At 45.6% G+C, this 26,280-nt stretch carries 23 protein-coding genes and 1 pseudogene; 7 read left to right on the top strand and 17 right to left on the bottom strand.

The genetic code is table 11. The features are described from left to right. Window positions 1-312: 312 nt before the first annotated feature. The 6 genes and pseudogenes from ACQ4M5_RS33370 to ACQ4M5_RS33345 all read left to right on the top strand — a co-directional run bounded on the left by ACQ4M5_RS33370 (window position 313) and on the right by ACQ4M5_RS33345 (window position 7,659). Window positions 313-720 carry a hypothetical protein gene (locus ACQ4M5_RS33370; protein ID WP_430680124.1) on the top strand — a complete coding sequence of 136 codons (408 nt, stop codon included), beginning with the start codon at window positions 313-315 and terminating at the stop codon, window positions 718-720. A gap of 33 nt (window positions 721-753) precedes the next feature. Further along, a pseudogene (locus ACQ4M5_RS33365) lies at window positions 754-906 on the top strand (transposase); the annotation flags it as partial. A 598-nt stretch (window positions 907-1,504) separates the two neighbouring features. Beyond that, window positions 1,505-2,455, top strand: a complete 951-nt coding sequence (locus ACQ4M5_RS33360; protein ID WP_430680123.1) for a phosphate/phosphite/phosphonate ABC transporter substrate-binding protein — start codon at window positions 1,505-1,507, stop codon at window positions 2,453-2,455. A gap of 3 nt (window positions 2,456-2,458) precedes the next feature. Beyond that, window positions 2,459-4,684: an ATP-binding protein gene (locus tag ACQ4M5_RS33355; RefSeq protein ID WP_430680122.1), complete on the top strand. Its 2,226-nt coding sequence runs from the start codon at window positions 2,459-2,461 to the stop codon at window positions 4,682-4,684. A 68-nt stretch (window positions 4,685-4,752) separates the two neighbouring features. Next, on the top strand, window positions 4,753-6,030 hold the full coding sequence (locus ACQ4M5_RS33350) for a sensor histidine kinase (protein WP_430680121.1): 1,278 nt from the start codon (window positions 4,753-4,755) through the stop codon (window positions 6,028-6,030). A gap of 57 nt (window positions 6,031-6,087) precedes the next feature. Next, window positions 6,088-7,659, top strand: coding sequence for an iron uptake porin (locus ACQ4M5_RS33345; RefSeq protein WP_430680120.1), 1,572 nt, complete (start codon window positions 6,088-6,090; stop codon window positions 7,657-7,659). Window positions 7,660-7,719: 60 nt separating this feature from the next. Here the strand turns inward: ACQ4M5_RS33345 and ACQ4M5_RS33340 are convergent, their stop codons facing one another. The 14 genes from ACQ4M5_RS33340 to ACQ4M5_RS33275 form a co-directional block, all read right to left on the bottom strand. Then, entirely contained in the window at window positions 7,720-8,082 is a 363-nt protein-coding gene (locus ACQ4M5_RS33340; protein ID WP_430680119.1) for a response regulator transcription factor, read from the bottom strand. A 173-nt stretch (window positions 8,083-8,255) separates the two neighbouring features. Beyond that, the gene (locus tag ACQ4M5_RS33335; RefSeq protein WP_430680118.1) at window positions 8,256-8,924 is read right to left on the bottom strand and encodes a response regulator transcription factor; all 669 of its coding nucleotides are present in this window, start codon (window positions 8,922-8,924) and stop codon (window positions 8,256-8,258) included. Beyond that, entirely contained in the window at window positions 8,921-10,486 is a 1,566-nt protein-coding gene (locus ACQ4M5_RS33330; protein WP_430680117.1) for an ATP-binding protein, read from the bottom strand. The genes ACQ4M5_RS33335 and ACQ4M5_RS33330 overlap by 4 nt, the downstream gene beginning before the upstream one ends. Window positions 10,487-10,557: 71 nt before the next feature. Further along, on the bottom strand, window positions 10,558-12,075 hold the full coding sequence (locus ACQ4M5_RS33325; protein ID WP_430680116.1) for a sensor histidine kinase: 1,518 nt from the start codon (window positions 12,073-12,075) through the stop codon (window positions 10,558-10,560). An 18-nt stretch (window positions 12,076-12,093) separates the two neighbouring features. Further along, window positions 12,094-12,642, bottom strand: coding sequence for a DUF2808 domain-containing protein (locus tag ACQ4M5_RS33320; RefSeq protein ID WP_430680115.1), 549 nt, complete (start codon window positions 12,640-12,642; stop codon window positions 12,094-12,096). A gap of 2 nt (window positions 12,643-12,644) precedes the next feature. After that, entirely contained in the window at window positions 12,645-14,201 is a 1,557-nt protein-coding gene (locus tag ACQ4M5_RS33315; protein WP_430680114.1) for an iron uptake porin, read from the bottom strand. Between the two features lie 41 nt (window positions 14,202-14,242). Then, entirely contained in the window at window positions 14,243-15,271 is a 1,029-nt protein-coding gene (locus ACQ4M5_RS33310) for an NAD-dependent epimerase (protein WP_430680113.1), read from the bottom strand. Between the two features lie 21 nt (window positions 15,272-15,292). Continuing rightward, on the bottom strand, window positions 15,293-16,414 hold the full coding sequence (locus ACQ4M5_RS33305) for a histidine phosphatase family protein (protein WP_430680112.1): 1,122 nt from the start codon (window positions 16,412-16,414) through the stop codon (window positions 15,293-15,295). Window position 16,415: 1 nt separating this feature from the next. After that, window positions 16,416-18,260 (bottom strand): ABC transporter ATP-binding protein, encoded by a 1,845-nt coding sequence (locus ACQ4M5_RS33300; protein ID WP_430680111.1) that lies wholly within the window; start codon window positions 18,258-18,260, stop codon window positions 16,416-16,418. A gap of 179 nt (window positions 18,261-18,439) precedes the next feature. Further along, window positions 18,440-19,435, bottom strand: a complete 996-nt coding sequence (locus tag ACQ4M5_RS33295) for a glycosyltransferase family 2 protein (RefSeq protein WP_430680110.1) — start codon at window positions 19,433-19,435, stop codon at window positions 18,440-18,442. A gap of 38 nt (window positions 19,436-19,473) precedes the next feature. Beyond that, window positions 19,474-20,712 (bottom strand): glycosyltransferase, encoded by a 1,239-nt coding sequence (locus tag ACQ4M5_RS33290; protein WP_430680109.1) that lies wholly within the window; start codon window positions 20,710-20,712, stop codon window positions 19,474-19,476. Next, window positions 20,709-21,893, bottom strand: a complete 1,185-nt coding sequence (locus ACQ4M5_RS33285) for a glycosyltransferase family protein (protein WP_430680108.1) — start codon at window positions 21,891-21,893, stop codon at window positions 20,709-20,711. Before ACQ4M5_RS33285 ends, ACQ4M5_RS33290 begins: the two co-directional genes overlap by 4 nt. Window positions 21,894-21,906: 13 nt before the next feature. Further along, window positions 21,907-23,109, bottom strand: coding sequence for a glycosyltransferase family protein (locus ACQ4M5_RS33280; protein ID WP_430680107.1), 1,203 nt, complete (start codon window positions 23,107-23,109; stop codon window positions 21,907-21,909). Window positions 23,110-23,166: 57 nt separating this feature from the next. Next, window positions 23,167-24,570, bottom strand: coding sequence for a UDP-glucose dehydrogenase family protein (locus tag ACQ4M5_RS33275; RefSeq protein ID WP_430680106.1), 1,404 nt, complete (start codon window positions 24,568-24,570; stop codon window positions 23,167-23,169). A 170-nt stretch (window positions 24,571-24,740) separates the two neighbouring features. Between ACQ4M5_RS33275 and ACQ4M5_RS33270 the strand changes: the two genes are divergently transcribed. Further along, complete coding sequence (locus ACQ4M5_RS33270; protein ID WP_430680105.1) at window positions 24,741-24,890, top strand: hypothetical protein; 150 nt, start codon at window positions 24,741-24,743, stop codon at window positions 24,888-24,890. A gap of 131 nt (window positions 24,891-25,021) precedes the next feature. Here the strand turns inward: ACQ4M5_RS33270 and ACQ4M5_RS33265 are convergent, their stop codons facing one another. The 3 genes from ACQ4M5_RS33265 to ACQ4M5_RS33255 form a co-directional block, all read right to left on the bottom strand. Continuing rightward, a complete protein-coding gene (locus ACQ4M5_RS33265) occupies window positions 25,022-25,546 on the bottom strand; it encodes an isochorismatase family protein (RefSeq protein WP_430680104.1) in 525 nt (174 codons plus the stop codon). Between the two features lie 82 nt (window positions 25,547-25,628). Next, window positions 25,629-25,751 (bottom strand): hypothetical protein, encoded by a 123-nt coding sequence (locus ACQ4M5_RS33260; RefSeq protein WP_430680126.1) that lies wholly within the window; start codon window positions 25,749-25,751, stop codon window positions 25,629-25,631. A 61-nt stretch (window positions 25,752-25,812) separates the two neighbouring features. Then, window positions 25,813-26,196 (bottom strand): hypothetical protein, encoded by a 384-nt coding sequence (locus ACQ4M5_RS33255; RefSeq protein ID WP_430680103.1) that lies wholly within the window; start codon window positions 26,194-26,196, stop codon window positions 25,813-25,815. Window positions 26,197-26,280: the final 84 nt, after the last annotated feature.

Genomic DNA, 26,280 nt, shown 5'->3' with positions numbered 1-26,280 from the left:
TAGAGTTTCTCAATATTCATTTTAGTCTCAAATCAATCTCATTCTTGATCCCGATCTTGGTCTAAAACTTGATCTCGATGCTGGACTACGTAATCGTCATTTGGTCAATATGATTGTCGCCCAACAAGTAATCTCACGATTACTTTAGCGTCAGGCGCAGTTCAGTCTGTGGCTCAACTTCTCCCTCCGGTTGAGCAAGCTTATCTGTTTCCAAACGTGGTAATTCTAGACGATATCTCCTGCCATCTCGCCACTGCGACCTTGCCCGGAGTACAAGAGTCTTAGGCAGTTCTGAGCAGTCAACCGCCGTCATTGCAGACTTTTGAACGCTACGGCAGACGCTTTGGCGGCATCGAACCCCATATCAAGGATTACAAGTCCGCTGCCTTTGATATCCTCCCGTCGCATCTACGCGATACAACTGCCCTCACCAGCCTTTTTATGCTCCTCGATATTGCCACCCTGATTGCTTTGATCTTAGGCTCCCTACTCGTGCGTTGCGGTCTGCGTCGAACCTTGGATACCCATCCAGACCGAGGCTTGAGTTTTCTGCAATTGGGATTGCGCCATCTCAAACAACTCCGGCATCTGGGGCAATCCCTGCCACGCTTGGAGCCATTACCCCGTCGCAGTCCACCACCAGCTTGTGCTTCTGCCAGTAAGCGCGATCGTTTAAACGATCGGATTCAATTCTCTAAAGTCACCACGTTCTCATCTTGAGACTGTAAAAAGTTTTCTACATCACCAAGGACCAACTACTTTGAGCATCATACGACCCGTGGAGCGGTTGAAGGAATTAACAACAAGCTCAAGTTGATTAAGCGGTCTGGCTATGGATTCAGAAACTTTGCCAATTTTGAGTTGCGCTGTCTCATTTGCTGGCACTTAGATTTTACGTCTGCATAACTCAAGCGATAGACCCGAAATTCTTCGGTTGCCTGTTGTGCCTCCTTGGCACTGCCACTTTACATTTCTGCGGGAGTGGAAACGCGATCGCTCCTAAATCTAGCCAAACCATTACTGTTAAACAAATAGAACAATACTTACGTTGCGTTCTATAGCTCTTTTTTTAAGAAAAAGCGATTATAACCTTGCGGAAAGTCTGGGAGTTCACCAGAAATCACATATCCACGTTTCTGGTAAAACTCTGGGCTTGAAAAATTTAGCCAACTTTCACTTGTCAACCAGTGGAGCGTTCGGAGTCTTCTTAATGCACTCGTTGCGTCTCTCGTGGCGATACTCAAGAGTTTGTCAGTCGCTCAGACTGTCCTTCTCTGTGTTTGCCTGCCTTCAAATTCTACATTTTGAACAAATTTTTCTCTCGTTGGTGTAACCTGTGAAAATTTTGGGAAGCATTATAGAGCAATTACAAAGTCGAACTGTTTGAGAATCTGAATTAGTCAAGTAGACCCCTTGAACATTAATCGATCGCTTACCTCGATTGTGCAATTTGGCTAAGAACACTTAGCCAAATCGCCTGAGACTCCCTAGCCAAACTTTATCCATGAACGCTTTCCGAACTTGCCCCGCTGGAAATCTGGTAGAAATTACTTCTCTGAGAAACTCCCCCCTCCGTCCATTCATCAGAGTCTTAGCCGTTGCGATCGCCCTCAGCTTAATAAGTTGCCACAAGACACCTCCGACTCAGACAACTCCACCGACAACACCCGTGTCTCTTCGGTTTAGCGTACAACCGACTCAGAATCGAGCCGAGCAAGAACGCATGGTTGCTCCCTTAGAAGATCACTTAGAAAAAGTGCTCGGTCAGCCCATCGAGTTTCTGATTGCAAAAGACTATAAGGAAGGCGTTGACATGCTCGTTGATGGACGAGCTAATGCTGCCTATATCGGCACAACGTCCTACTTTGAGGCGCTGGAGCGGGGAGCGAAAGTTAAACCCCTTGTCGCACCGATCGAACGGCATACAACTCGCCCGTGGTACCGCGCTTGTATTGTCGTTCCCGCTAACAGTCCCATTAAAACATTGACAGATCTCAAAGGTAAGCGCGTTGCCTTCGTGAGTCGCTCCTCTACGTCAGGCTACCTGATGCCACTCGCCGCACTCAGAAAATTAGGCATTGAACCCGAACAAGATTTTGCGGCTACCCTCTTTGGGGGCACTCATGAGCAGACCCAAACCCTATTAAGCACCCAAGCAGACGCGATCGCTACGAATTTAGCATCTTACACACACTGGAAAAAGCAAAACAAATCTGCCGCTCGAAACTCTAGAGTGATTTGGCAGTCTGAGCCGTTTCCCCACTCTCCAGTCTTGGTTTCTGAAACGCTGCCCCCTGAGCTGATCGATCAGCTCAAAGCAGCTTTTCTCACGACTCCTGAAGGGATTCAAGACATCATGGGGGCTGAAACTTCTGGGTACACGCTGGTTGAACCAGAAGACTATGAGGCTGTTCAGAATTTGCGTCAACACCTCAACCTATCAGCGGAGCCGTAACCCATGAAAATTTCAACGAAGTTCGTGGGCATTTCAGCAACTCTGATCGGCGCGATCGCAATTCTTTCTGGAGGCAGTAACCTCTGGCGCAACGAAATCGAATCCGATGCCCTTAACAAATACACCCAAGCAAAACGCCGAATCGAGCTGACCGCTCTTGTGAAAGATCAGCTTTCCAATGAGATTTTGGTAATCAAAGATCACCTCCTATTTCGCAATTTCACCTTGGAGAAAGAGAAGGAAGAAGACGCTGATTTGGATGTCCTGCTTGAAGAACTCAAAGCCCTCTCTCCATCACCAGAGATCCAAGCAATCTATCAACGATCAGAACTGTTTGAGCGACTTGAAGAAAATTTGATCGAGTCGATTGCTCAGGACACTACTCAAGCTAACGGCGTTAGCATCAAAGACCTCCAGCATGATTTCAGAGCAATCAATGGATTTCAGCGCGATATCAGCTTTTTCTTAGAACGGTTAGAGCGGCAGGGTCAACAGCAATCCGATCAAGCTCAACAGGAGCTAGAGCAGATCCGCATTATCACAGCGACTTTTTCCTATGTTGAGATTGCACTGCTAATTTTGATGGTCTTTGGCATCTTTTGGCGTGTCCTCCGCCCTACAATTTACTCCCTCCAGCACCTTCAGCAAGGAGCCGCAGAAATCGGCGCAGGCAACTTATCTCATCGACTCACCATCCGCAGCAACGATGAAATCGAAGAGGTTGCCCAAGCCTTCAACCAAATGGCTGACAACCTCAATCAGTCTCAAACCCTCCTACAGCAAAACCTGACTGAACTCCAACTCGCCAAAGAAGCTGCCGAAGTTGCTAACTGTACGAAGAGCGAATTTCTCGCGAACATGAATCACGAACTTCGTACGCCTCTAAATGGGATTCTTGGCTATGCCCAAATTCTTCAACGCGATCCGGCAACAACCCACAAGCAATCTCAGGGCTTGAGCGTGATTTATCAATGTGGCTCTCACCTGCTGACTCTGATTAACGACATCCTTGATCTGTCCAAGCTCGAAGCTCAAAAGATGGATCTCTACCCTCAAGATTTCCACCTTGCTAACTTCCTGCGTACAACTGTAGATATCTGCCGGATCAAAGCAGAGCAAAAAGGGGTGACCTTTGATTATCAACCGGATGAGAATTTACCCATTGCGCTCTATGCAGACGACAAACGTCTGCGTCAGGTCTTACTTAACTTACTGAGCAACGCTGTTAAATTTACTGACTTTGGCAAAGTAACTTTCTCGATCGCAGTTTTACCCATCATGCCTCAAGCCTCGATCGAGCATCGAGACTCTAAGACTCATCGATTGCGGTTCCAAGTCCAAGACTCTGGTATTGGCATCGCTCCCGAAAAGTTAGAGTCGATCTTTTTGCCGTTTGAACAAGCAGGAAAGCGCGATCGCAATCATGAAGGCACAGGCTTAGGTTTAGCAATTAGCCAGCAAATTGTTCAAATGATGGGCAGTACGATTCAGGTCAGCAGTACGCTGGGTCAGGGGAGTTGTTTTTGGTTTGAGGTACATCTGCCTGCGGCGAATGATTGGCTGAGTCAACCGATGATTCAGCAGACGGTTACGGGCTACCAAGGTAAACAGCGTAAAATTCTCGTAGTAGACGATCGCACTGAAAATCGTGCCGTCTTGACTGAGATGCTAGAACCTTTAGGATTCAAAGTGACAACTGCTACCAATGGACAAATTGGCTTCAATACAGCAATTCAGATGCGACCAGATCTGATCATTACGGATGTGATCATGTCTGAACTGACTGGACTCGAAATGATCCGTCGCCTGCGTCAATTGCCCGATTTTGTGAATCTACCGATCATTGTTTCCGCTGCTAGTTTGGCTGAAGTCGATCGACAGTCTGCAATCAAGGCGGGGTGCAATAGCTTTTTTCCAAAACCGATTGACTTCACCGGATTGATCAGCGAGTTGCAGCAGCACTTATCTTTGCAATGGATATATGCTGCTGTAGAAGAGCAAACACAGCCAGTTCAGCCTGAAGACGCTCAGTGGGCTGTGCCACCTGTGACTGACTTGATCCCGTTGTATCAATTTGCTCAAAGCGGACTCATGGCAGAAATTGAGAAAGAAGCCGATCGCATCAAGCAACTCGATCCGCAATACGGACTCTTTGCAAACAAGCTTCTAGAACTGTGTCACACCTTTGATGATGAAGCCATTTTGGATTTACTTGCCCCCTACATCTAAGCGGCTCATGATTGCCACGCTTTGCTGACTTTTAATTCACGCTCTGATCGTAGAAGGAATCTGTACTCATGTCGATTGTTAAACATCCAACTGGAAAAATATTAGTCGTAGATGATAATCCAACAAATATTCAAGTTTTGTTTGGTGTACTCAACGAGATTGGCTATCAAGTCGCGATCGCGAAAAGCGGTAAAGCTGCCCTTCAACGCATCCACATCTTTCACCCCGACATCATTTTACTAGATGTGATGATGCCAGGGCTTGACGGCTTTGAAACTTGCCAACGTATCAAAGCTGATCCTGTAACCTGTGAGATTCCGATCATTTTCATGACTGCACTCTCAGACACTGTGGATAAAGTAAAAGGACTCAGTTTAGGTGCAGTAGACTACATCACCAAACCCATTCAGCACGAAGAAGTTCTTGCCCGCGTTCAAATCCATCTGCGACTTAGCCAAACCCAAAAATCATTAGAACAGCGTACAGCAGAGCTTTCCCAAACTGTAGAGCAGTTACAGCAGGCTCAATACCAGCTTGTGCAGAATGAAAAATTATCAGCATTGGGTCAGTTAGCGGCAGGTTTAGCCCATGAACTGAACAATCCCATTAATTTCATTGCAGCAAACCTAAAACCTGCTCAAACTTATATTCAAGATTTAGTCACCCTGCTCGATTGCTATGGCAAGCATTATCCTGAACCTCATGCTGAAATCGAGGAATTACTCGAAGAGCTTGAAATTGATTATGTGAAAGAGGATTTATCGAAACTGATGGGTTCGATGAAGCTTGGGAGCGATCGCATCTATGATCTAGCTCTATCGTTACGGAATTTTGCTCGCCTGGATGACGCTGTTACTACAATTGATATCCACGAGGGTCTTGAAAGTACCCTACTGATTTTGCAACATCGCCTGAAAATGAGCCTTCATTGTTCAGCGATCGAAATTGTGCGGGACTATGGGCAACTCCATCCAGTAGAATGCTATCCCAGCCAGCTTAACCAGGTTTTTATGAATCTACTGAGCAACGCGATCGATGCTCTAGAAGAAAATAGTACAACTAACTCAAATCCGACTATCACGATCCGCACATTCATGAGCGCTCCGAATTGGGTCACAATTGCGATCGCAGATAATGGTGCAGGTATTCCCGAAGCCATTCGTCTGAAGCTGTTTGAGTCTTTCTTTACGACAAAGTCGATCGGTAAAGGGACAGGACTCGGACTCTCCATTAGTCATCAAATTATCACCGAAAAGCATCACGGCAAAATCGATTGCTATTCAACGCCGGGGAAAGGGGCGGAATTTGTCGTTCAGATTCCGGTTAGACGCGAGATCATCGCTTGATCCAACAGCGTAAGCTCTGTCAATCAATGTCAATCAATAAAGTGTGAGAAAAAAAGTATGTTGAATCGATGTGCCGCATTGGTTAGGTTTAGTCTTGCGATCGCGCTTAATCTTACTCCCCTTCCTGTCCAAGCTTCACCTATGGCGCAGGTGACTTCTGTTTCGCAGCTTTCAGATGTGCAACCAACCGACTGGGCATTTCAAGCATTGCAATCGCTTGTCGATCGCTATAGCTGCATTGCAGGCTATTCTGACAAAACCTTTCGTGGAAATCGTGCCCTGACTCGCTATGAGTTTGCAGCAGGATTAAATGCTTGTCTCGATCGCGTCAATGAACTGATCGCAGCAGCAACAACAGATCTCGTCAAAAAAGAAGATTTAGCAACACTACAAAAGCTCCAAGAAGAGTTCACAGTAGAACTTGTAACCCTACGGGGTCGAGTCGATGCGCTAGAAGCTCAGACTATCACGCTCGAAAAGCAGCAGTTTTCGACAACAACCAAGCTGCATGGGGAATCTGTGATTGCATTGACAAGTGCTTTTGCAGGGGATGATATCAACGGACGAAGGGTGGATCGTAATCCCACACTGTCCCATCGCACTCGGTTGAGCTTTGATACGAGTTTTACCGGAAAAGATTTACTCAGAACGCGCCTACAAGCCTCAAACGGCATCGCCATTTCTAACTTGACGGGCACGCCAGAGGGTGAACTATCTTTTGCACCTGGCTTTCAGGAACAAGAGGAGAGCGAAGTCGAATTGAATATGCTGTCTTACCAGTTTCCCATTGGTGAAAAGACAACTGTACTAATTTTAGCGAATGATGGAGAATCAGAAGAATTCGCGGAGTCGATCAATCCATTCTTTGATGGTGATGGCAGTAGTGGTTCGATCTCTCAGTTTGGTACACGCAACCCGATCTACTACTTGCTAGAAGGGACAGGTATCGGGGTCGTGCACGAATTCAATGACGTTTTAGAGTTCAGCGTTGGTTATCTCGCAAGCAATGCAGGTCGTCCAACTGCTAAGAATGGATTGTTTGATGGAGCATACGGCGCGATCGCACAACTGACGATCGAACCTTCTGAAAATCTTGCATTCGGATTAACTTACGTTCATGCTTACAATACCGACTACACGACCGAAGGTAGCGCAGGTAGTCTGAACGCAAATTTATTCACCGCAACGGGTAGAGCTGTTGTAACAAACTCCTTTGGCTTGCAAGCCTCCTTTAGACCCAGCCCAAACTTTATTATTAATGGTTGGGTTGGCTATACAGGAGCGAGAGTGTTGAACTTGGGAGATGCTGCGATCTGGAATTGGGCAGTTACACTCGGCTTCCCTGATTTGGGTAAGAAGGGTAATTTTGCGGGATTGGTGGTCGGAATGGAACCGAAGCTGACGCAACTCGATCGCGCCGTTACAAATATAGGCTTAAGCAGCGATTGCTTTACAGGTGCGCTTTGCGCTAATCGCGATACTTCGCTTCATCTCGAAATCTTTTATCAACATCGGGTGAGTGATCATCTCGCGATTACACCTGGAATTATTTGGCTGACTGCACCGAATCACAATCAGCAAAATCGAGATTTGGTGATCGGCACGATTCGGACAACGTTCACTTTCTGAAGCAATTGGGGCGGAGTGGTGACAAATTACCCTGAATATCTTGTGCTTTGTTCCAGTCTGCTAGCTCTGATCCAAGAAAGACTGCACAACTTGTAGTAAATCATTAAAGCGAAATGGCTTCGTAATGAACTCGTTTGCCCCTGCTTGCAAGGCTGCTTTTTTCTCTCGCTCATCGGTTTGTGCAGTTATAACGATAATCGGAAACTGTTCGCCACTGCGGCGAAGTTCTTGTAGAACAGTCAACCCATCGACCAACGGAAGACCAAGATCAAGCAAGAGTAAATCTATTTTCTGCGATCGCGCAATCTCTACTACTTGTTCTCCATCTGCCGCAATCGCAGTCATAAACCCTTTTTTTCTAAGCCCTTTCTCAATAAATGAAGCGAGGCGTGCTTCATCTTCAGCGATTAAAATCTGGCACATTTGCGAATCTACAGCAGCGGTAAACACTTTGATCTTAAGACGAGAGACGACTTCTTAGAGTTAAGAAACTTCTAGGGGATAGTTCAGCAATCTTGAAGTATCAATTGTTTTCTGAGCAAAGATAGCATCGACACTGTAGATGAGAAATTGATGAATTTAAGATGAGAATTTTCTTAGATTTTGAGGCGATATCCCATGCCGCGAACTGTTTCAAATAGCGTATTGCCCAGTTTTTTTCGTAGATAGCCAACATATACATCGACGACATTTGAGCCTGGATCGTAGTCATAGCCCCAAACTCGATCGAGCAATTGCTGGCGGCTTAAAATTTGTCCTGGATGCCGAAAGAAAGTTTCTGCCAAGGTAAATTCACGCGCAGGTAGCTCGATCGTTTTTCCTGCTACTTTCACTTTGCGAGTTCGTAGATCCAGCACCACATCACCCGCTGTTAGAATCAGTTCTTCTTGAGTTGCAGCAGTTGATTGTCCTCGCAGTCTCAGCTTCACTCTGGCAATCAATTCTTCAAACCGAAAAGGCTTCGTCATATAGTCGTCCGCGCCACCTTCAAGACCCGCTACTTTATCTTGAATATCATCACGCGCTGTCAGAATGACGATCGGGATTTGAGATCCTTGCCCCCGGATTTCTTCTAAAACTTCTAGCCCGTCTTTTTCAGGCAATCCCAAGTCGAGAATCAATAAATCAAAATCGCTACCCATTGCCAGATTCAAGGTTTCGCTGGCAGTTGTCGCGATCGCAGTGGTGAATCCATTCGCACGTAAGCCTTTTTCGATAAATGCGGCGATTCTTGGTTCATCTTCTGCGATGAGAATTTGCGTCATTGGGGCTGCTCCTGGGGCTGAACGGGAAGAACGATCGAAAAGGTTGCGCCTTGACCGGGCTGGCTGCGGACGTGAACTTCGCCGCCGTGTGCCTCTGCAATCGATTGAACGATCGACAATCCAAGTCCGGCTCCTTCTGATCGCCGCCGACTGTTCGCAGCACGAGCAAATCGATCAAAAATTCGGCGCTGATCCGTCACAGCAATGCCTTCTCCGGTATCTCGCACCCAGAAGTGAAGCTTTCCTTTACTAATTGCCGAGCCAATGGCAATCGTGTCATGAACCTGCGTGAACTGGGTGGCGTTTTGTGCCAGATTCATCACTGCCTGAGTGATACGCTGTCGATCGAGTAAGATATCTCCTTTCGCGGTTCCTTCTACCGTCCAATTGCGGTCTGCGAGTGCCTGAACTTTAGTAAAAATCTCTTCTGTAAGCTGATGCACTTCAACTTGTTCTAGCTGTAAAAAATCGGGGCGCTCCGACTTTGCTAATAGAATTAAATCATCGACAAATCGCGTCATTCGATCGAGTTCATCCATGACGATCGTGAGAACTTCTTGCTGTTCTTCTGGATCATCGCCCATCAGTTCTAAATGTCCCTGGATGATTGTGATCGGGGTGCGAAGTTCGTGTCCGGCATCGTTGATAAAGTTCCGCTGACTGACAAAAGCAGCTTGCAGCCGATCCATCATTTCGTTGAAGGAATGCCCTAAATCTGCGACTTGTCCAGTGCCTTGAATGGTCAGCCGCTGACTGAGATCAGATTCATTGATCAATCGCGTTGCATGACTTAGCGATCGCAGTGGCAATAGTACTCGTCCTGATGCAAACCACGCTAAAACTAATGCAATCAACAGCGCAACAGCAATCACTTTGATGATCACACTGACGGCTTCGATCGCTTCCGCTTGTTCTCCTCCAGTAGTATGCGCGACAACTAAGACACCGAGCGTTTGATCTCGAACTTTAACAGGTTCAACAATGTAAAGAACATCTCCTAATTCTCGATCGTTGGTGAGGTGCTTATCTTCCTCAGCTTTTGTTTGTTTTGCCCAACGTTGCACTAAAGCAGAATCACGCTTAAGAATGTCCGGTCTTGCCCTGGGACTGGATTTGTGAAACTGTCCATCTACAAACGTCATGATATAGATATCGTCTTCCGGAATTTGCCGTGATAGATAAGCATCAAAGAAATTAGCAAGTTCTTCTTTAGAATAGGGTTTTTGAAACGATTGGGCTTGCTGGGTTGATGGTTCATCTAATTCGACATTTTCTTCGTCGATTAATTCTCCATTTAGCAGACTTTTGAAGGTATCAATTTTCTCCATTGAATCATCGCGAACTCGTCGATCGACTTGACTAGACAGTAGATAACGAAACGCAGGAATTGATGCGAGAAAGATAAATAGCAGAATCACAACATACCAAAATAAGATGCGTGTTCTGGCTGCCCAGAAAAATCCTAGTTTTGTAGGTTGTTCTGTAATCGGCGCTTCGACACCTACGACATGATTCGCGGGTGGCTTTGTCGATTCAGATGTAGAAGAACCGTTCAGCTTCATAGATGTACAGAATTTTATCTATCTAGAAGTTTAAGTGATCTCAATCTTTTTGGCAGAAAGACAACGTGCTTTTAACGTCGATCGCTAGTCAAATCTAACGGAATGACGATCGTGAACTTTGATCCTTTTCTCAATTGGCTGTGGAGTGTAATTTGTCCGTGATGTGCTTCTACGATCGCTCGAACGATTGACAATCCAAGTCCGGCTCCTTCTGATCGACGGCGACTATTAGCGGCGCGTGCAAATCGATCGAAGATACGGTTTTGATCCGTCAAAGAAATTCCTTCTCCAGTGTCCCGCACCCAGAGATGCAGCTTGCCCGAACGAATTGCAGAACCAAGCGCGATCGTCTGAGTTGCATCGGTGTACTGTGTTGCATTTTGAGCAAGATTCATCATGGCTTGAGTGATGCGCTGACGATCTAAAACGACTTGTCCGCGCCCTACAGGATCTAAGATCCAGTGTCGATCGGCTAAGGCACAAGCTTTTGCGAATAGCTCATGTGTGAGTGTTTCAATGTTAACCAGTTCAAGCTGGAGAAAATCAGAACGTTCTGACTTTGCAAGCAGAATCAGATCATCAACAAATCGATTCATACGATCGAGTTCGTCCATCACAATGTTGAGGGTTTCTTGTTGTTCATCAGGATCATTGTCCATCAGTTCAAGATGTCCTCGAATGATCGTCAGTGGCGTTCTTAGTTCGTGTCCCGCATCATTGATAAAATTTCGCTGACTGATAAAAGCACTTTGCAAACGATCCATCATGTCATTAAAGGTACTTGCTAAGTCCGCAATTTCCCCTTTTCCTCGGAGCGGAATACGCTGTGTAAGGTCAGATTCACTAATCGATCGAGCAGTAGAAGACAACAATCGCAAGGGTGCAAGCACTTGACCCGATGCGAACCAACCGAGAACCAATGCCACAACGAGAACGCCGCCTGTCACCTGTACAACAACATCAACCGCTTCTAGAACTTCCATCTGTTCTCCTGCGGTCGTATGCGCCATCACAAACACCCCGATCGTTTGTCCTTGAAGTTGGACGGGTTTTGCAATGTAGACTAACTTTCCGAGTTCTGGATCGTCGATCGATTCTTCGCCTTGTTTAGAAGTTGAAAGCTTTGCCCATCGATTCATTAATGCAGTATTTTGCTTGAAAACTTCCGGTCTGGCTCTGGGGCTAGAACGATAGAACTTTCCTTCGATGAATGTAATGAGAAAAACATCATCTTCTGGGACTTGGCGAGAGAGATAAGCATCAAAAAATTCTGCTAATTCTTGTACCGAATCAGGAGGCTGTAACCGTTGATCCTGACGCTCAGACCAGTGAGAGCCTTCGAGAGAATCATTGATCTGTCCCTGAAGTAGAGCCGTGAATGTGTCTGCTTTCTCAGTCATATCGCGCCGAACCCGTTCATCAACGCGACGCATCAACATCGATCGAAAAGCAGGAATTACGGCAACAAAGATTAAGACCAGCAGCAAGCTGTAATAGAGCAAAATCCGGTTACGGGCTGCCCAGAATATCCCCTTGCGATGGATCGTAGCTTCGCCGTTCTCTTGGCAGTGTTCATCGTTTCCTTGCATGATTAACCATTGATAGGCTTAGTCTTGTTCGCGATCGTAGATCCGAATTCGCCCAAATCCCAAAAATTGACCCGCAGGCTGTGTTCCAGTTGGAAATGCAGTCACTCCATAAAGATAGGTGCCGCCTGCGTTGGGGTTGCGAACGGGATAGATTCTTACAGTCACAGTGCTACCAGGTTGAACAGGCGGATCAAAGGTGACGGAGACGAGTTGAGTTTGAGTATCAATTTTCACATCTTTGAGTGAAAGTTTCTTGCCTGGTTTTTTGCGTTTTCCCTCAAAGGCTTCCGTTCGTGATGTATTGAAAAAAGGACGACCCGGACTCGCTTGAAGTTGAATTTTGAGCTTTTGTAAGGGTTCGCCTGCATCGTCTGGAAGTTGCACCGTGAAGTAGTAAGTTGCACCCCAAATGTAGGTTCCGTTTTGACTGGTGGTTGATCCAATCAAGCGGGGCGGCTTCTCGAAGTAGGTTTTTCCGTCTGCAAGTTCGATCGCAGAAGTGGCAATGACCCACAATCCAGAACTGAGAACTGCGATCGCAGCTATTTTTAATATATGTTGAATCATAGTTAAAAGTTGAATGTCGTTCTGATAGTTCCGATAAAGATGTCATTGTTGCTGTCGCGATGTTCAGGATTTGTAATCAGAACGATTCCCGGTGTGATGCTGATAAAGTCATTCACTCGATAGCGGTAGAATGCTTCAAAATGTAGTGATGTGTCTCTATCTCTGAAGGTTTGCCCTCCTGGTGAAAAATCATTGCGGGTCAGCTTCGGCGGTTGACCAATAACCAATCCGCCAAGGCTTCCTTCTTTGAATAAATCAGGAAATGCGATCGTGACTGCCCAATTAAAGATACTGGCGCTTGGATCGCCTTCTAGATCGGTTGCTCTTGCACGAGTCAATCCCGCCCAACCTGAAATCGACAATCTACGATTCAGTGCGATCGCGGCTTGAATCCCGAACGAATCTGCAATCACAGCATCACTTTCATCATCGAATGGATCATTGGCAAGTTCGCTTCCGGTTGCTGTATCAATGCTATTGAAGGAGCGAACATACGTCAGTCCTAGCCCGAATGTTTTACTAAACTCTAAAGATAATTGTGCGATCGCGCTATAAGATGATTTGCCAAAGCCTTCATTGGGATCATCGACATCTGAGCCTAAATAACCAATCGTTAAAGCAATATCATCAGTGAACTCATACTCTAATCCGATGCCGCTCCCGCCTCCCAATCGATAGATTGGATTACGCTGACCAAACCGAGAAACAGAGCCTTCTGCGCTTCCTGAAATAAAAGGATTGAATGTATTCGCAAAATCATTTAAGCTACCTCCGATCGCTGAAACATAAAGCGTTGTATCTTTCCCGATCGGTGCTTGATACTCTAAGCGACTCACCTCGATCGCGCCTTCACTGTCAGCTTGATAAGAAAGCCGCGCCATATCTGTTCCTGCTGCACGATCTGTTCTAGCAATGTTGCCAGATTGTAAGCGAGTTCTAAGTCGATCTTTACCAAAAAAGCTAGTATCAAAATTCAATCGAACCCGATTCCCAACAGTTAAGCCGCTATCCGTTGAATCTCCGCTACCATCTGCTTTATCTGCGCGACCCACGCCCGTTACAGTAAACAGCACTTCGCCGCTGAACTTCGTTGTTTCCGAAAATGAACTCGACGATCGCGGTTCGGACTCTAGCAAAGTAAGCTGGTTTTTTACGATCGAAAGTTCTTGAGCGAATTCTACCTGTAGCTTTTTGAGAACTGCTAAATCTTGCTGAGTAACATATTGTTCAGGCAAAGTTTTCAAGATCTGATCCATCCGATTCATTGCGCTGTTTAATCCTGCTGCAAACTCATAGCGACTCATCGATCGATGACCGCGAAAGGTTCGCTCTGGGTAGCCTGCAACAATGCCATAGCGTTCTACGATCGATTGCAAGGCTTGGTATGCCCAATCGTTTGGACTCACATCAGATAGTTCAGAAACATTGGTGACTTGGCTCATCGGGTGAGAGAAAGAATCTGGCTCCAGTGAATCAGGAAGCTTTTGTGCGATCGCGATCTGAGCAGGCAGAAACAGAAAAGTACTGGCAATGAGCGCAGCCCGAAAAAGGTTAGGCATAACTAAATTCTTCGTCTCATACTGCTGTAGAAATTGATGTTCTATGCCAGTACTTTATTGCCCAAGCGTTGGCAAGTCCTCGACGGTGAATAGTACTCGCGATACCATTGCACGAACCGGAACAGTCCTTCTTCTAGTGAAGTTTCGGGCTTAAAGCCTACGTCCTGCATCAAATCATCAACATCTGCATACGTTGTAAGAACATCTCCAGGCTGCATCGGTAAGAATTTTTTGATTGCAGAGCGATCGAGTAATTGCTCAAGTACTTCGATAAAGTGCATCAATTCTACCGGATTATTATTGCCGATGTTGTAGAGTTTGTAAGCTGCATCGCTGTTTAATCTTGAATCAGCATTAGTCGTCGGAATGCGAGACATCACTCGAACAACACCTTCGATAATGTCATCAATGAAAGTGAAATCCCGCTGCATTTTGCCGAAGTTATAAACCTCGATCGGGGTTCCTTCTACGATCGCTTTAACAAATTTGAAATATGCCATGTCCGGTCTGCCCCAAGCTCCGTAAACTGTGAAAAAGCGCAGTCCAGTTGTCGGAATACCATAGAGATGGCTGTAAGAATGAGCTAGTAATTCGTTTGATTTTTTGGTTGCAGCATAGAGCGAAATCGGATGATCAACACTATCACTAATTGAGAATGGAACTTTGGTGTTTGCTCCATAGACAGAACTTGAAGACGCAAAAATTAAATGTTGAATGTCACTATTACGACAACCTTCTAATAGATTAACGAAGCCTGTAACGTTGCTATCGATATAAGCATGAGGATTCTGGAGCGAATACCGAACGCCTGCTTGAGCCGCTAAGTTAACAACATAATCGAAGCAATGATCTTGGAACAGTTGAAGAAGGTTTTCTCGATCGACTAAATCTAACTGCTGAAAGCTGAAATTTGAATGTTGTTTGAGTCGTTCTAGTCGAGCATACTTGAGATTCACATCGTAGTAATCATTGAGGTTATCAATGCCATAGACTTGATAGCCGTCACTGAGCAAGCGTTGTGTTAGGTGAAATCCAATGAAACCAGCAGCGCCAGTAACGAGTACTTTCATAATGTGTTTAAGAGTGATGGGTCAAATAGACTGAGAAAAATTGAGTGATTGCAAGACCGGGCGATGATTGACTGGATAGTGCAGAATGCTGATTGCTCCGGGCTTCAAGCACAATGCAGACGGATTTGCAGAAATGTCTAGGGTTTGAGACAGGACACGACGAATTACATCAGGAGAAGCGATCGCGATTCCAGTTGTAAGCGATGCCGATTGTGCAGAACTCGCTTGTAATGCTCGATGCCATATTTCAAAAAAATTGCTCTGTGCAGTTCTGAGATGAATGACAGGCTCAGGACGATGGCTGAACAAACTGCGAGCCAATAAATCATTGCGATCGCACGTCAAACACAGATCGAGTTGAATCGATTGAATCAGTGCTGCAAGTTGCTCAACATCGTTCTGGTCTTGATCTGAAACGAGCAATAAACGCAATCCTAACTTTCCCGCCTTCAGTTTCGGCAGTGATTCGCCTAGATGCTGTGTGCTATTGGCTAGAGCTAACTGTGCAGGATGATGCAAGTCTTGAGAGAACTCTAAGACACTTACACCACAATTCGACTGTTGCAAAGCGTGGAACGATCGAGAATCTGAATCGATCGCAGTGCCGATCAAAGCTCGAATTGTTCCACCATGACTCACGATTAGAATGGTTTCACCAGAATGCTTTGGTAGGATCTCTTCCCAAAATTGCTCGGCTTGCGTGTACAAATCCAGCACTGGAAAACACTGCGTTTCAGCTTTTGTTAATGTCGCAAGTGAGCCAGTAGACTCCAAGACATGCGGCATCTGAAACTCATGAGGACGTTCTTTCCAGCATTCATAATCTTCTGCTAAATGCTGCCGAACATACTTGAACGGTAAACCCTCCCAAGCTGGCATTACAATCTCTTTCAAACGTTCGTGACAATTTAGCTCCAGCCCTGATTCTAATTGTTCTAGAATTGCGATCGCGCTCTGTTGCGTTCTCTTCAATGGACTACAGTACACCGCATCAATCTTGGTGTTCTTGAGCAAAGCTCCAGTTTGACTTGCCATTGAGAATCCAGCTTCCGTCAGGACAGAATCATCACAACAGCCTTGATAGCGTTTCTCAGCATTGTAAGTACTTTGACCATGCCGCACCAAAATCACTTTGGTTTTCATCTTACACCCCTACCGTTTGGCTACTGTTTGTATCAATTGCCGTTTGCAGTGCATACATCGCCGCATAGCGTCCACCCAGTTTCATCAGTTCATCATGCGTTCCTTGTTCTACGATCGCGCCTTCTTCGATATAGAGAATTAAATCAGCCTGACGAATTGCTTTAAGATTATGCGACACCCAGAATGCTGTTCTACCCTCAACCAAACGATTAAGAGCCTCTGTAACAGCGTGTTCATTCTCCTGATCTAATCCAGTTGTAGGCTCGTCTAGCACAACGATCGGAGCTTGTCGGATTGCTGCTCGTGCGATCGCAATTCGCTGACGTTGACCACCGGATAACGTTGCACCTCGTTCACTAAGCTGTGTATCGTAGCCCTGCGGTAAACGTTGAATAAAATCATGAGCATTTGCAAGCTTTGCCGCAGTCTCGATCGCGCAATCAGTAGCACTGAGACATCCGTAGGCAATGTTATCCCGAACACTCGTCGCAAATAGTACGCTTTCCTGAAGAACAACACTCACCTGCTGTCTAAAGGAATCTAATCGATATTCTCTCAGGTCGTGACCATCGATTAGAATCCGACCTTCTAGCGGATCATACAGTCGCAGTAGCAAGCTCACGATCGTAGACTTTCCGCCTCCAGATGAGCCAACTAATGCTACTTTCTGACCAGGTTCTACTTCAAAGCTCATGTGTTTCAGAATGCCGCGATCGTCATTTTCATAAGCAAAAGAAACATTCTCAAAGCGAACTGAGCCTTGAAACGGAGGAGCAGCGATCGCGCCGCGTGTATCCTGAATATCAGGCACTTCATCGAGAACATCTAGCACTCGTTCACCGGATGCGGTCGCTTTTGCTAACAATCCGATATACTTCGCCACCTGTCGCATCGGCTTAAAAGCAATCCGAATATAGTTGACAAAAATCAGCAAATCCCCAGGAGTTAGCACTTTTGAGTAAACCAGTAGTGACCCTCGCCACAGAACTAAAGCAGTCATTAAACCAACTAACAATTCAATCAATCGCTCTAATCCTGCTGATAGCTTTTGTGCTTTTGCACTATCTTGTAAACTCTGAGTGTTGTATTCAGAAAAGGACTCTTCTAACATTTGGTGCAAAGATAGAGTTTGCACCACTTTGATCGCGCTGATTGACTCTGCGACGGTTGCAGCCATCTTGCCTTCCTGCTTGCGCTGAGTTCGGACAACTCCTTTGATCCGGCGAGTTAGGCGAAGCGTCGAGAAAAAAAAGATCGGGAAAAGCGCGATCGCAATCAACGCAAGTTCCCAATTCATCCAGACCATCACCCCGATCATGCCTACAAGCGTCAACGAATGAGCGATCAAAGGCATTACCGCCATCACCGTAACTTCTCGTAATCGCCCAATATCCGAAGTTACACGAGTAATTAAATCACCGCTATGATTTTTGTGATGGTAAGCCAGCGACAGACGTTGTAAATGACTGTACAACTCGAATCGGATCTCAGTCAGAATATGCGTTGCTGCAAGCGACATTCCAACAATGCTGAAGTAAGCCGCGATCGCACGAAGAGTCGAAATTCCAACTAATCCCACTGTGAGAATCGAGAGCAGCAGAATCGGATTGAGACTTGCTAAAAAAGGAATCGGAAAAGGTTTTGTGGTTGCTCCTGGAAGCAGAATGTAGTCAAAAATCAGCTTGAGTGGGAACGGTTCAAGGAGATGTAGAACAATTTCTGTCATCAATCCCGCAAAAGACATCAGTAGAAGATGCTTTTGTTTACCGATTTGAGGTGCAAACCGCTTCAGAATCCGACTGACTCCCGGCATGACTGTTCTAAAGTTTTTGGTTGCATCCTTCATGGTTCACGTCCAAACGAGTGTTACAGGCGGAATGATAGTTTATACCAAGTCAATTTATTGCTGCTACAGATCCTTCGCCCCCTAAATCCCCCAAGTTTGGGGGACTTTGATTCTTGTTCCCCCAAACTTGGGGGCTAGGGGGCTTTCCGTATCCATAGCACTCAAAAATCAATTTGGTATTACTGGAATGATTTCTCATGTCGATCGCTAATCAGGCGATTGATTGTTCGTTCCACTGGCATCAGCAATTTTTCGAGCTTGGGATTGTTCTTCCCAAACGAAACTTGACGCACCAATGGACGTAAAAAGCCTTGATAGCGGCGATGTCCCATGCGATCGTACCGTTTCTTAAAGTACTTATCATTCTGGGTCAGATTCCACTTCTTCGAGAAATACTCCAAACTAGCAATTTCCCAAGCATCACTCCACCGCAACATAAAGAAAGATAGTTCCGTTAAATCAACGGGCTTCAATCCTGGCACATAAGTTACGACTGATTCTGGTTCACAAAAGACTGTGCCGCCTGCATTCGTCACGCTCATACAAAAATCGATATGTTCACGAGTACTAAGCAATCCTTCATCGAGCAATCCAATCTCTTTGAAAATGCTGGTGCGAACTAACATACAGTGAAATTCAGCAAACTCGCACTGTTGCCGAATTAGTTTCTCTTGAACATCTGAAACTGGACGATTCACAAAGTAGTGTTTCTCATGCACTTTGCGCTTAAGTGTGCCATCTTTCTGAGTTTCGGTGTAGATGTGAGCTTCTCCGCCTGCTAAATGGATCGTTTGACCGAGCGGTTGACCAATACAAGTCAGTGGACAAACGATGGTTGCATCAGTTTCATCTGCACAAGCAATCAATTTCTCAAGCCAGTTCGGACTAACAACTACATCATTGTCAACAAACAGAACATACTCTGTCTCAACGTCGGGAATTGCTAGATTCCGGGCTTGGTTGGGCGCGAGAAAATGCTCGGTGCGAATTAGCTTAAAGTTCTTTTCCTGCGATCGCGTTTCTAAATACTCCTGAGTCGATTTAGAAGAGCCTCCATCCACGTAGATCAACGAAAAAGGAACAGTCGTGTTTTCTAGAATGCTCTCCAGCGATTCGCGAGTATAGCTAAACCGTTCGCGAGGAGAAACAATGAGGGTAACTCTGGGCGTTGTCATAGTTGAACTCCTGATTCTAAAGATTGAGGAATCAAATGTTAGAGAAGAGCAAGATCTTGAACATTGAGATTAATCAGTCGATCGCCGTTTTGAGGTGCGATTTTAGCTGCATGAAGCGCGATCGCATTTCGATAAACTTCCATCCAGTTTTGATATTCCACTTCTGGAGCAAGCTTTTCTACAACGGTTTGCCGCGCTGCTTTTCCAAGCGTCTTTCTCAATTCCGGTTGATTTGCCAGAAACCGAATTGCATTTGCAAGATCCTCTGTACTGCCAGGATTCACAACGATTCCATTGCTCTGATGTTCTAGAATTTCTCCGATCGCATCAGCATCACTACCAATAATCGGACAGCCCGCACACATCGCTTCAAGCAGTGCATTCGGACAGCCATCATTTAACGAGGGAATCGCATAGATATCTAGCAGAGGAAGGTAAGCGAGAGCTTCCGCGCGGCTGACAATACCTGTAATTTTTAATCGATCGCCTAATGTCGATCGCTGTAGTTCTTGCTCCCAGTAAGCCCGTTCTTTTTCAACGAAATCTCCAATCAATAGCAATGTAAGGTCGATTTCAGAACTAACTTGCTCACAGGCATCCATCAAAAATTCAATTCCTTTTTTGTCGCGCAATCGCCCAACAGAGCCAATTACCAAGCCTGATAGCTCAGATGCCAAACTCGGTGTTGGAAGATCGGTAAACTCAACAGGCGCGATCGAGTTCCAGAATGCAGATGACTTAGATTTAATGCTTGGTGCAATCACTTCTGCTCGATGTTGTAAATCGCGGCTAACAAAAGTATTCCAAGCAGCATTCTCCAAAACCCAACTTAATGGAGCGTGATACTTTGCACTAAAGATATGTTTGTGCAAATCACTACCACGCACACTGTTGATGATCGGAATATCTGCCTCTCGCGCCAGCATCGTGGTTACATAGCCCGTTTCAGTCATGAAAAAGGTATGAAACAAATCGAATTGATGTTGCTGATGCAATTGCTTCAAGTAGAAATAAACATCGCTGTAGAAATCTTGAATTTCGACTGTATCGCTTCGGACAGCATTCTGGATGCGATGAACATAGATTCCATCTTGCAGCGTTGAAGTGCAGCTTGCTCGTCTGCGGCTTCCATTTTTGCCAAAACGATGACTCGCACGAAATATAGCAACATGAACTTCGTATCCTCCTGCGGTCAACATCTTTGAAATTCGATGCACAGATTCGCCCACTCCTCCTACATCCGGCGGAAACTCTAGCGTTGTGATGCAAACTTTCATACGTTCACTACCTCCACAGGATTTTGCTGTTGCTGTAAAAATTGCTTTAGCTGCATTGCAGTTTTTTCAACTCCTGAACAATCAAACTGCAATTGAGTTGGTCTCTGCTGTAGTTGGAAGACGACTTTCTTAGCAAAGCAATTCGGCTCTAAATCCCCTGGACGAATCACTTCAACAACTCCTAAGTGAGCAAGTTTCTCCGATCGAATCCGCTGTTCTTGATCATCATTGCCAATAAACGGAAGAAGCAAGGCTCTCACTCCCGTTGTTAGAACATTCATCGTAGTATTGTAGCCAGACATACTAATCGATAAGTCAGCCCGTCGCATATAGCTTAAAAGATGAGGCGTATATCGATCGACGCGCACATTAGAACAAGTTGCCGCTTTGGTTTGCAGTTCTAACAGCTTCCACTCTGGCATAAATGGACCTGTAAAGACTTGAATCTGATGTGGTATCTGATGCTGCAAAATCGGCGCAGATTCGATCACACAATCCAGCAATTCATGTCCAAACCTTCCTCCTCCCACACTCACTAAAATCAGAGGTCGGCGCGGATTGAGTTCAGGAAGTTCGACATCTACTTCCGGTTGAGGTTGAGCAACATAGCCAGTAAATTGAACCTCACAGTTTAAGTCTGCCACTCTAGAAAATGTTTCTTCTAGCGGTTGAAACTGCGGATCACCATGCACCAGCAGCAAATCAAAATATTGATTCATCAGCTTGCACACTTTTTCTTCGTGCCTTGCGCGATCGCTTTTCGTAACGACAATATCTCTCAAACTACAAACGACTTTCGTTCCGCGAGTTTTCGCCCGCTCCAACAGTGGAATTAGCTCAAACGAGAACCGTCGCCGCCCAAACGGAAACAATTCAATCATGAAAACATCAGGCTGAAATCGATCGAAGACCTGTAGCAGTTCTGCCTGTCGCATCTCCTTCACGTCTTCAAGCGTATACGTTGAATCAACTACCTGCAATTCCTGAAATTCTGAATCTGTCTTGATTGCAGGTAAGTTAATCACTTCTACAGCATCAGGTATCTCAAATCCTGGAACGATTTCACCACCGTTAATAAAGCAGATTTGAAACTCCGGTAACAATCCGCGCACAATCTCCATGCTACGCACTAAATGGCCCATTCCAAGAATATGCTGGCAATAAAACATCAATCGTTTCATCAATCATTCTCCTTTAACGAACAGCATAAGTTCTCTGTGTAACAGCATCTCTGGGCGGTTCCTGCATCAAACTTGAAAGATGATGAGCAATTCTAGAAAGCCCGTTCAAATCGATCGCAGGTCGTCGATTGATAGGTTGTTCTAATTGCTTCTGAATCACCTGAGAAACTTTCTCTGGTGTAAGTTGATCCGGTTCAATCGCATCAAAAAAGCCAAACCTCGCCATGCAATTTGTTCGTACAATTTGCTCTTGAGAAGGCTTCACTCTCGGAACAATCACAGCCCGTCTTCCTGCCGAAAGTACCTCACAAATCGTGTTATATCCTCCCATCGCAACTACAACATCTGCCGCAGCCAAATAGCTCATCAAATCATCGCTAAACTCACGCATTTCAGCCAGAGGAAGTTTCTCAGCCGTTTGATAAAGCGATTGTTTTTGCGGTGATGGCATTTCTGGACCACAAATCACCAAGCTTCTAAACATCTTTGCAGCAGTTCCCTGCAAGAAAGCGTTTACTATCGGGTAGCCATCTTCTCCGCCGCCCGGTGTGACCACAATTAAGCGATCGCACTCACCAACTCCTAACTCCTGACGAACTTCCGCTCTCGACTTGCTGCCTGCTGAACGTCCCAAATAGCCGCAGTATCTGGATTTGTAAGCAATATTCGACGGCAGTTGATAGGCTTTGCAAAAATCAAAAACTTCAGGCGTACCAACAATCAATAAGCGATCGTAAAACTCTTCTACCGTTTGATCAAATCCATGCTTCTGCCAGTCTGCGATCGTCACTTCTGGAGCATCCAAAATATCTCGCAACAGCAGAACCATCTTGGGTTTTGGTTGAGCCGCTTTTAGGTAATTTAGCATTGGCATTAGTTCATTTTGAATCCCATAAGGCTTCTTATCAACCAGCACCAGATCAGGCTTGAAACTTGCAGCAGCAGAACGAATAAGCTTCGATCGTAGTTTCACTGTTTCATCTGCATCCATTCCTAAGTACTTCGCTGCAATCTTTCCGGTTGTACCGCGATTGAGGCAGGGTAATTTGATGTAATCTAAGTTCTTGGGGATTCTGAACCCTTGCAGCATCGGTGATCCCGACAACAGCAAGATCGTTAGATTGGGAATCGTATCCAGCAAATGTTCACAAATTGCTAACATTCTGCGAATATTGCCCAATCCAAAAGCGTCGTGAGAGTAAACTAGCAATCTCATAGGAAAGGGGGGGATGAAGGGTCAAAGCGGAACAGATGACGAACCTTCCTGAGCGATCTATGCAGCAGATATTGCTTGAACTTGAGATGTAACCACTTTTGCAGTCAAAAATCCTTGATTCGGGCGACCAATACCAACATAAGCAAAACCTGCTTGCGTCAGTTGCTCAGGATCTAGACAGTTGCGCCCATCAATCATCAATGCAGAATTCATTCGAGATGCTAAACCTGCATAGTTCAAATCGCGAAATTCTTTCCAGTCCGTCACAAGCACGATCGCATCACAGTTTTCTGCAAGCTGTTCAGGCGTTTCAGTCAAACAAACATGAGCTAATTCAACCGCTTCAGTCGATCGAACAATGGGATCATAAGCTTTCACTTTCGCACCCAGACGAGTCAACGCCTCAATGAGTTCCAGTGCGGGGGCATCTCGCAAGTCATCTGTATCGGGCTTGAACGTCAATCCAAATAACCCGATCGTTTTACCTTTGAGAATTTTTAGTACTTGCTGAAGCTTCTCAACCGCAAGCAGCTTTTGATTGCGATTCGTATTCACGGCAGCATTCAACAGTTCTGCTTTATAACCATAGTCACTTGCAGTATGAATCAGTGCAGCAACATCTTTTGGAAAGCACGATCCACCCCAACCAATTCCCGCTTGTAGAAACTTACGACCAATCCGAGAATCTAAACCGATTCCAGTTGCAACTTGAGTCACATCGGCACCGACACGATCGCAGATATTCGCGACTTCATTGATAAAGCTAATCTTGGTCGCTAGAAACGCATTCGCCGCATATTTGATCATTTCTGCCGAAGTTAGATCAGTCACAACCACTGGAACAGGCGGCAAAGATTGATCCTGAGCAAAAGTACGATCGATTAAAGGTTGATAAAGCGATTGCATTTTCGCGATCGCGGTCTTACTATCACTGCCTAAAACAATACGATCGGGGTTAAACGTATCATAAACGGCTGAACCTTCGCGCAAAAACTCAGGATTACTCACCACATCAAATCCTGTAATCTGCTGCTGTCGTTCTGCAACACCATCCATCACAATTCGCCGCACCCAGTCCCCTGAACCAATCGGAACAGTAGACTTATTCACTATCACTTTGTATCCACCATTCAGATGCTGTCCAATTCCACGAGCAACCGCCTCCACATATCGCGTATCACTCTCACCGCTTGGTAGTGCAGGCGTTCCTACAGCAATAAACAGAATCTCACCCTGCTCGACACCTTGCCCCAAATCGGTTGAGAACTGTAATCGTCCGGCTTGCATCGTCGATCGCATTATCTCTTCCAGACCAGGCTCAAAAATCGGAGCAATGCCCGATCGCATTTGTTCAACTTTCGCAGCATTGTTGTCGATACAAATCACATCATGACCGATATGAGCCAAGCAAGTTCCTGTCACCAGCCCAACATATCCAGTTCCAATTACACAAACTCGCATTGGCAACTTCCTCCACAGAAAAACTCAGAGCCTTTCAACAGCCTTTCAGTCATCACGCTTTTGATGCGCTTATCTCTAGGTTCTTTGTTTTTGATGAAGACGAAATGAGAATTTTATGAGAAAAGTCTCATGAAGTTGCCTATTAGCGTGTCCTTTCTCAGTTACGGACCTTGACAAGCTTAGATGCAGATTGGAATGGCATTCATTTTGTCTACGATGTCTTGCCGACTGGGGAAGTTCTGATTCAGCCAACCGATGCTCGGATGCTGACCCACTTCGCCGAGTTGCAAGACCCGCGTGACAAACGAGGCAAGGAATAGGCGCTCATCGACATCACTATGATCGCGATTTGCGCTGCGAAGCAAATGAACAAAGTAAATCTCTATGAATGAATTAGAGGCAAAACGTTTTGAAACATGACTTGAATGATTTGCTGTCCTTCGGGTGTACTTCAGTTTTGAGCTAACTCAGCCAGGATGGTATCAGTTGCAGTGAGTACAACTCCTTCTTTCTCCATGCGCCGACGAGACATTTCCTCAGTTAGCTCAGAAGGCGAACCAGAAGCATCCATGACCGCTTGAACATTATATCCATCACGAACGACATCGATCGCTGGAAACACCAAACAAACGCTCGTAGTCACACCTGCCATAATCAGATTTTTGCAACCTATAGCAGCAATGGCATCTTTGAAGTTGGAATCAGTCCAAGCATTGACAATGCCTGCTCGCTTAACTCTTGCATCAAAAGCTTCTGGCACAATCTCTTGCAATTCTACAAGCAGTAAACCTTGAACATTTTCTTCTTGGCTACTGGTCAACACCACAGGCATATTCAAGATGTTCGCGGTCTTTGCCAACGCAAGGGTATTCTGCTTCACTACGTCCAATGCAATGTTTTTAATCAATTGCATCGTTCCAATTTGATGATCAATCAGAACCAATGCAGTTTCTTCAGGCTTGAAAATCGTGTGCATAATTTAACCACCTCTCAATAATCGGTTGATTCAGACGAGGGCAGATTGAGAACTCTAAAACTGCTGCCACTTGCCATTGAGTTCAAGCACCTTGAGCAATCCAGGCTTCATCGACGTGTGGTACAGGGTGATGTCCTAAGTCTCGATACGCCACACTATCATCTGGATGAAGCTCTTTCCAGGCAGTTATGAAGGTTTTGGTCAGCGATCGAGAAATCGGTCAATCTTCTCGCGGACTGCTATCAATGTGCAAGAGATGAGACATACTAAATTTCCCAGTTAGATAGGTTGTTGCAATGAAACAGACGATTCGGATCGAGTTGTTCCTCGCTCTTTCCGGGAGTGCCATCGGTCTTAAGCAGAATGGCGATACGAATATCAAGACGGTTGTTTTGAATCAGCCAGCTTAGGATCTCGAAGTGTTTGAGTTGAGCGAAATTGCTGGGTGGTTGTAGCGATTCATCTAAGCGATCGCCTAATGCCGATCGCAGTTCATAGCCTTTCTGAATTGCCTGCAAATCTTGCGGACTAAACTGACAGCCCATAATCAGGCGCATTTGTCCGGCATTATCGAGCATTGCGCCGAGTCCACGAGCCACTTTGCTGAGAATCGAACTGTTGAAAAATCCAGCTTTACGATCGTACTTCACCGCGCATTCGAGCGATGGATATAGAAATCAGGAACAGGATTATTCTCGTCGCTAGAGTAGCTGATTTTCCAAGCTCGATCTTTT

The organism is Leptolyngbya sp. AN10 (assembly GCF_050565645.1).
Taxonomy (GTDB): domain Bacteria; phylum Cyanobacteriota; class Cyanobacteriia; order Leptolyngbyales; family Leptolyngbyaceae; genus Leptolyngbya.
Note: the sequence above shows the minus strand (reverse complement) of the source record. Positions and strands in the feature narration are given on the sequence as shown.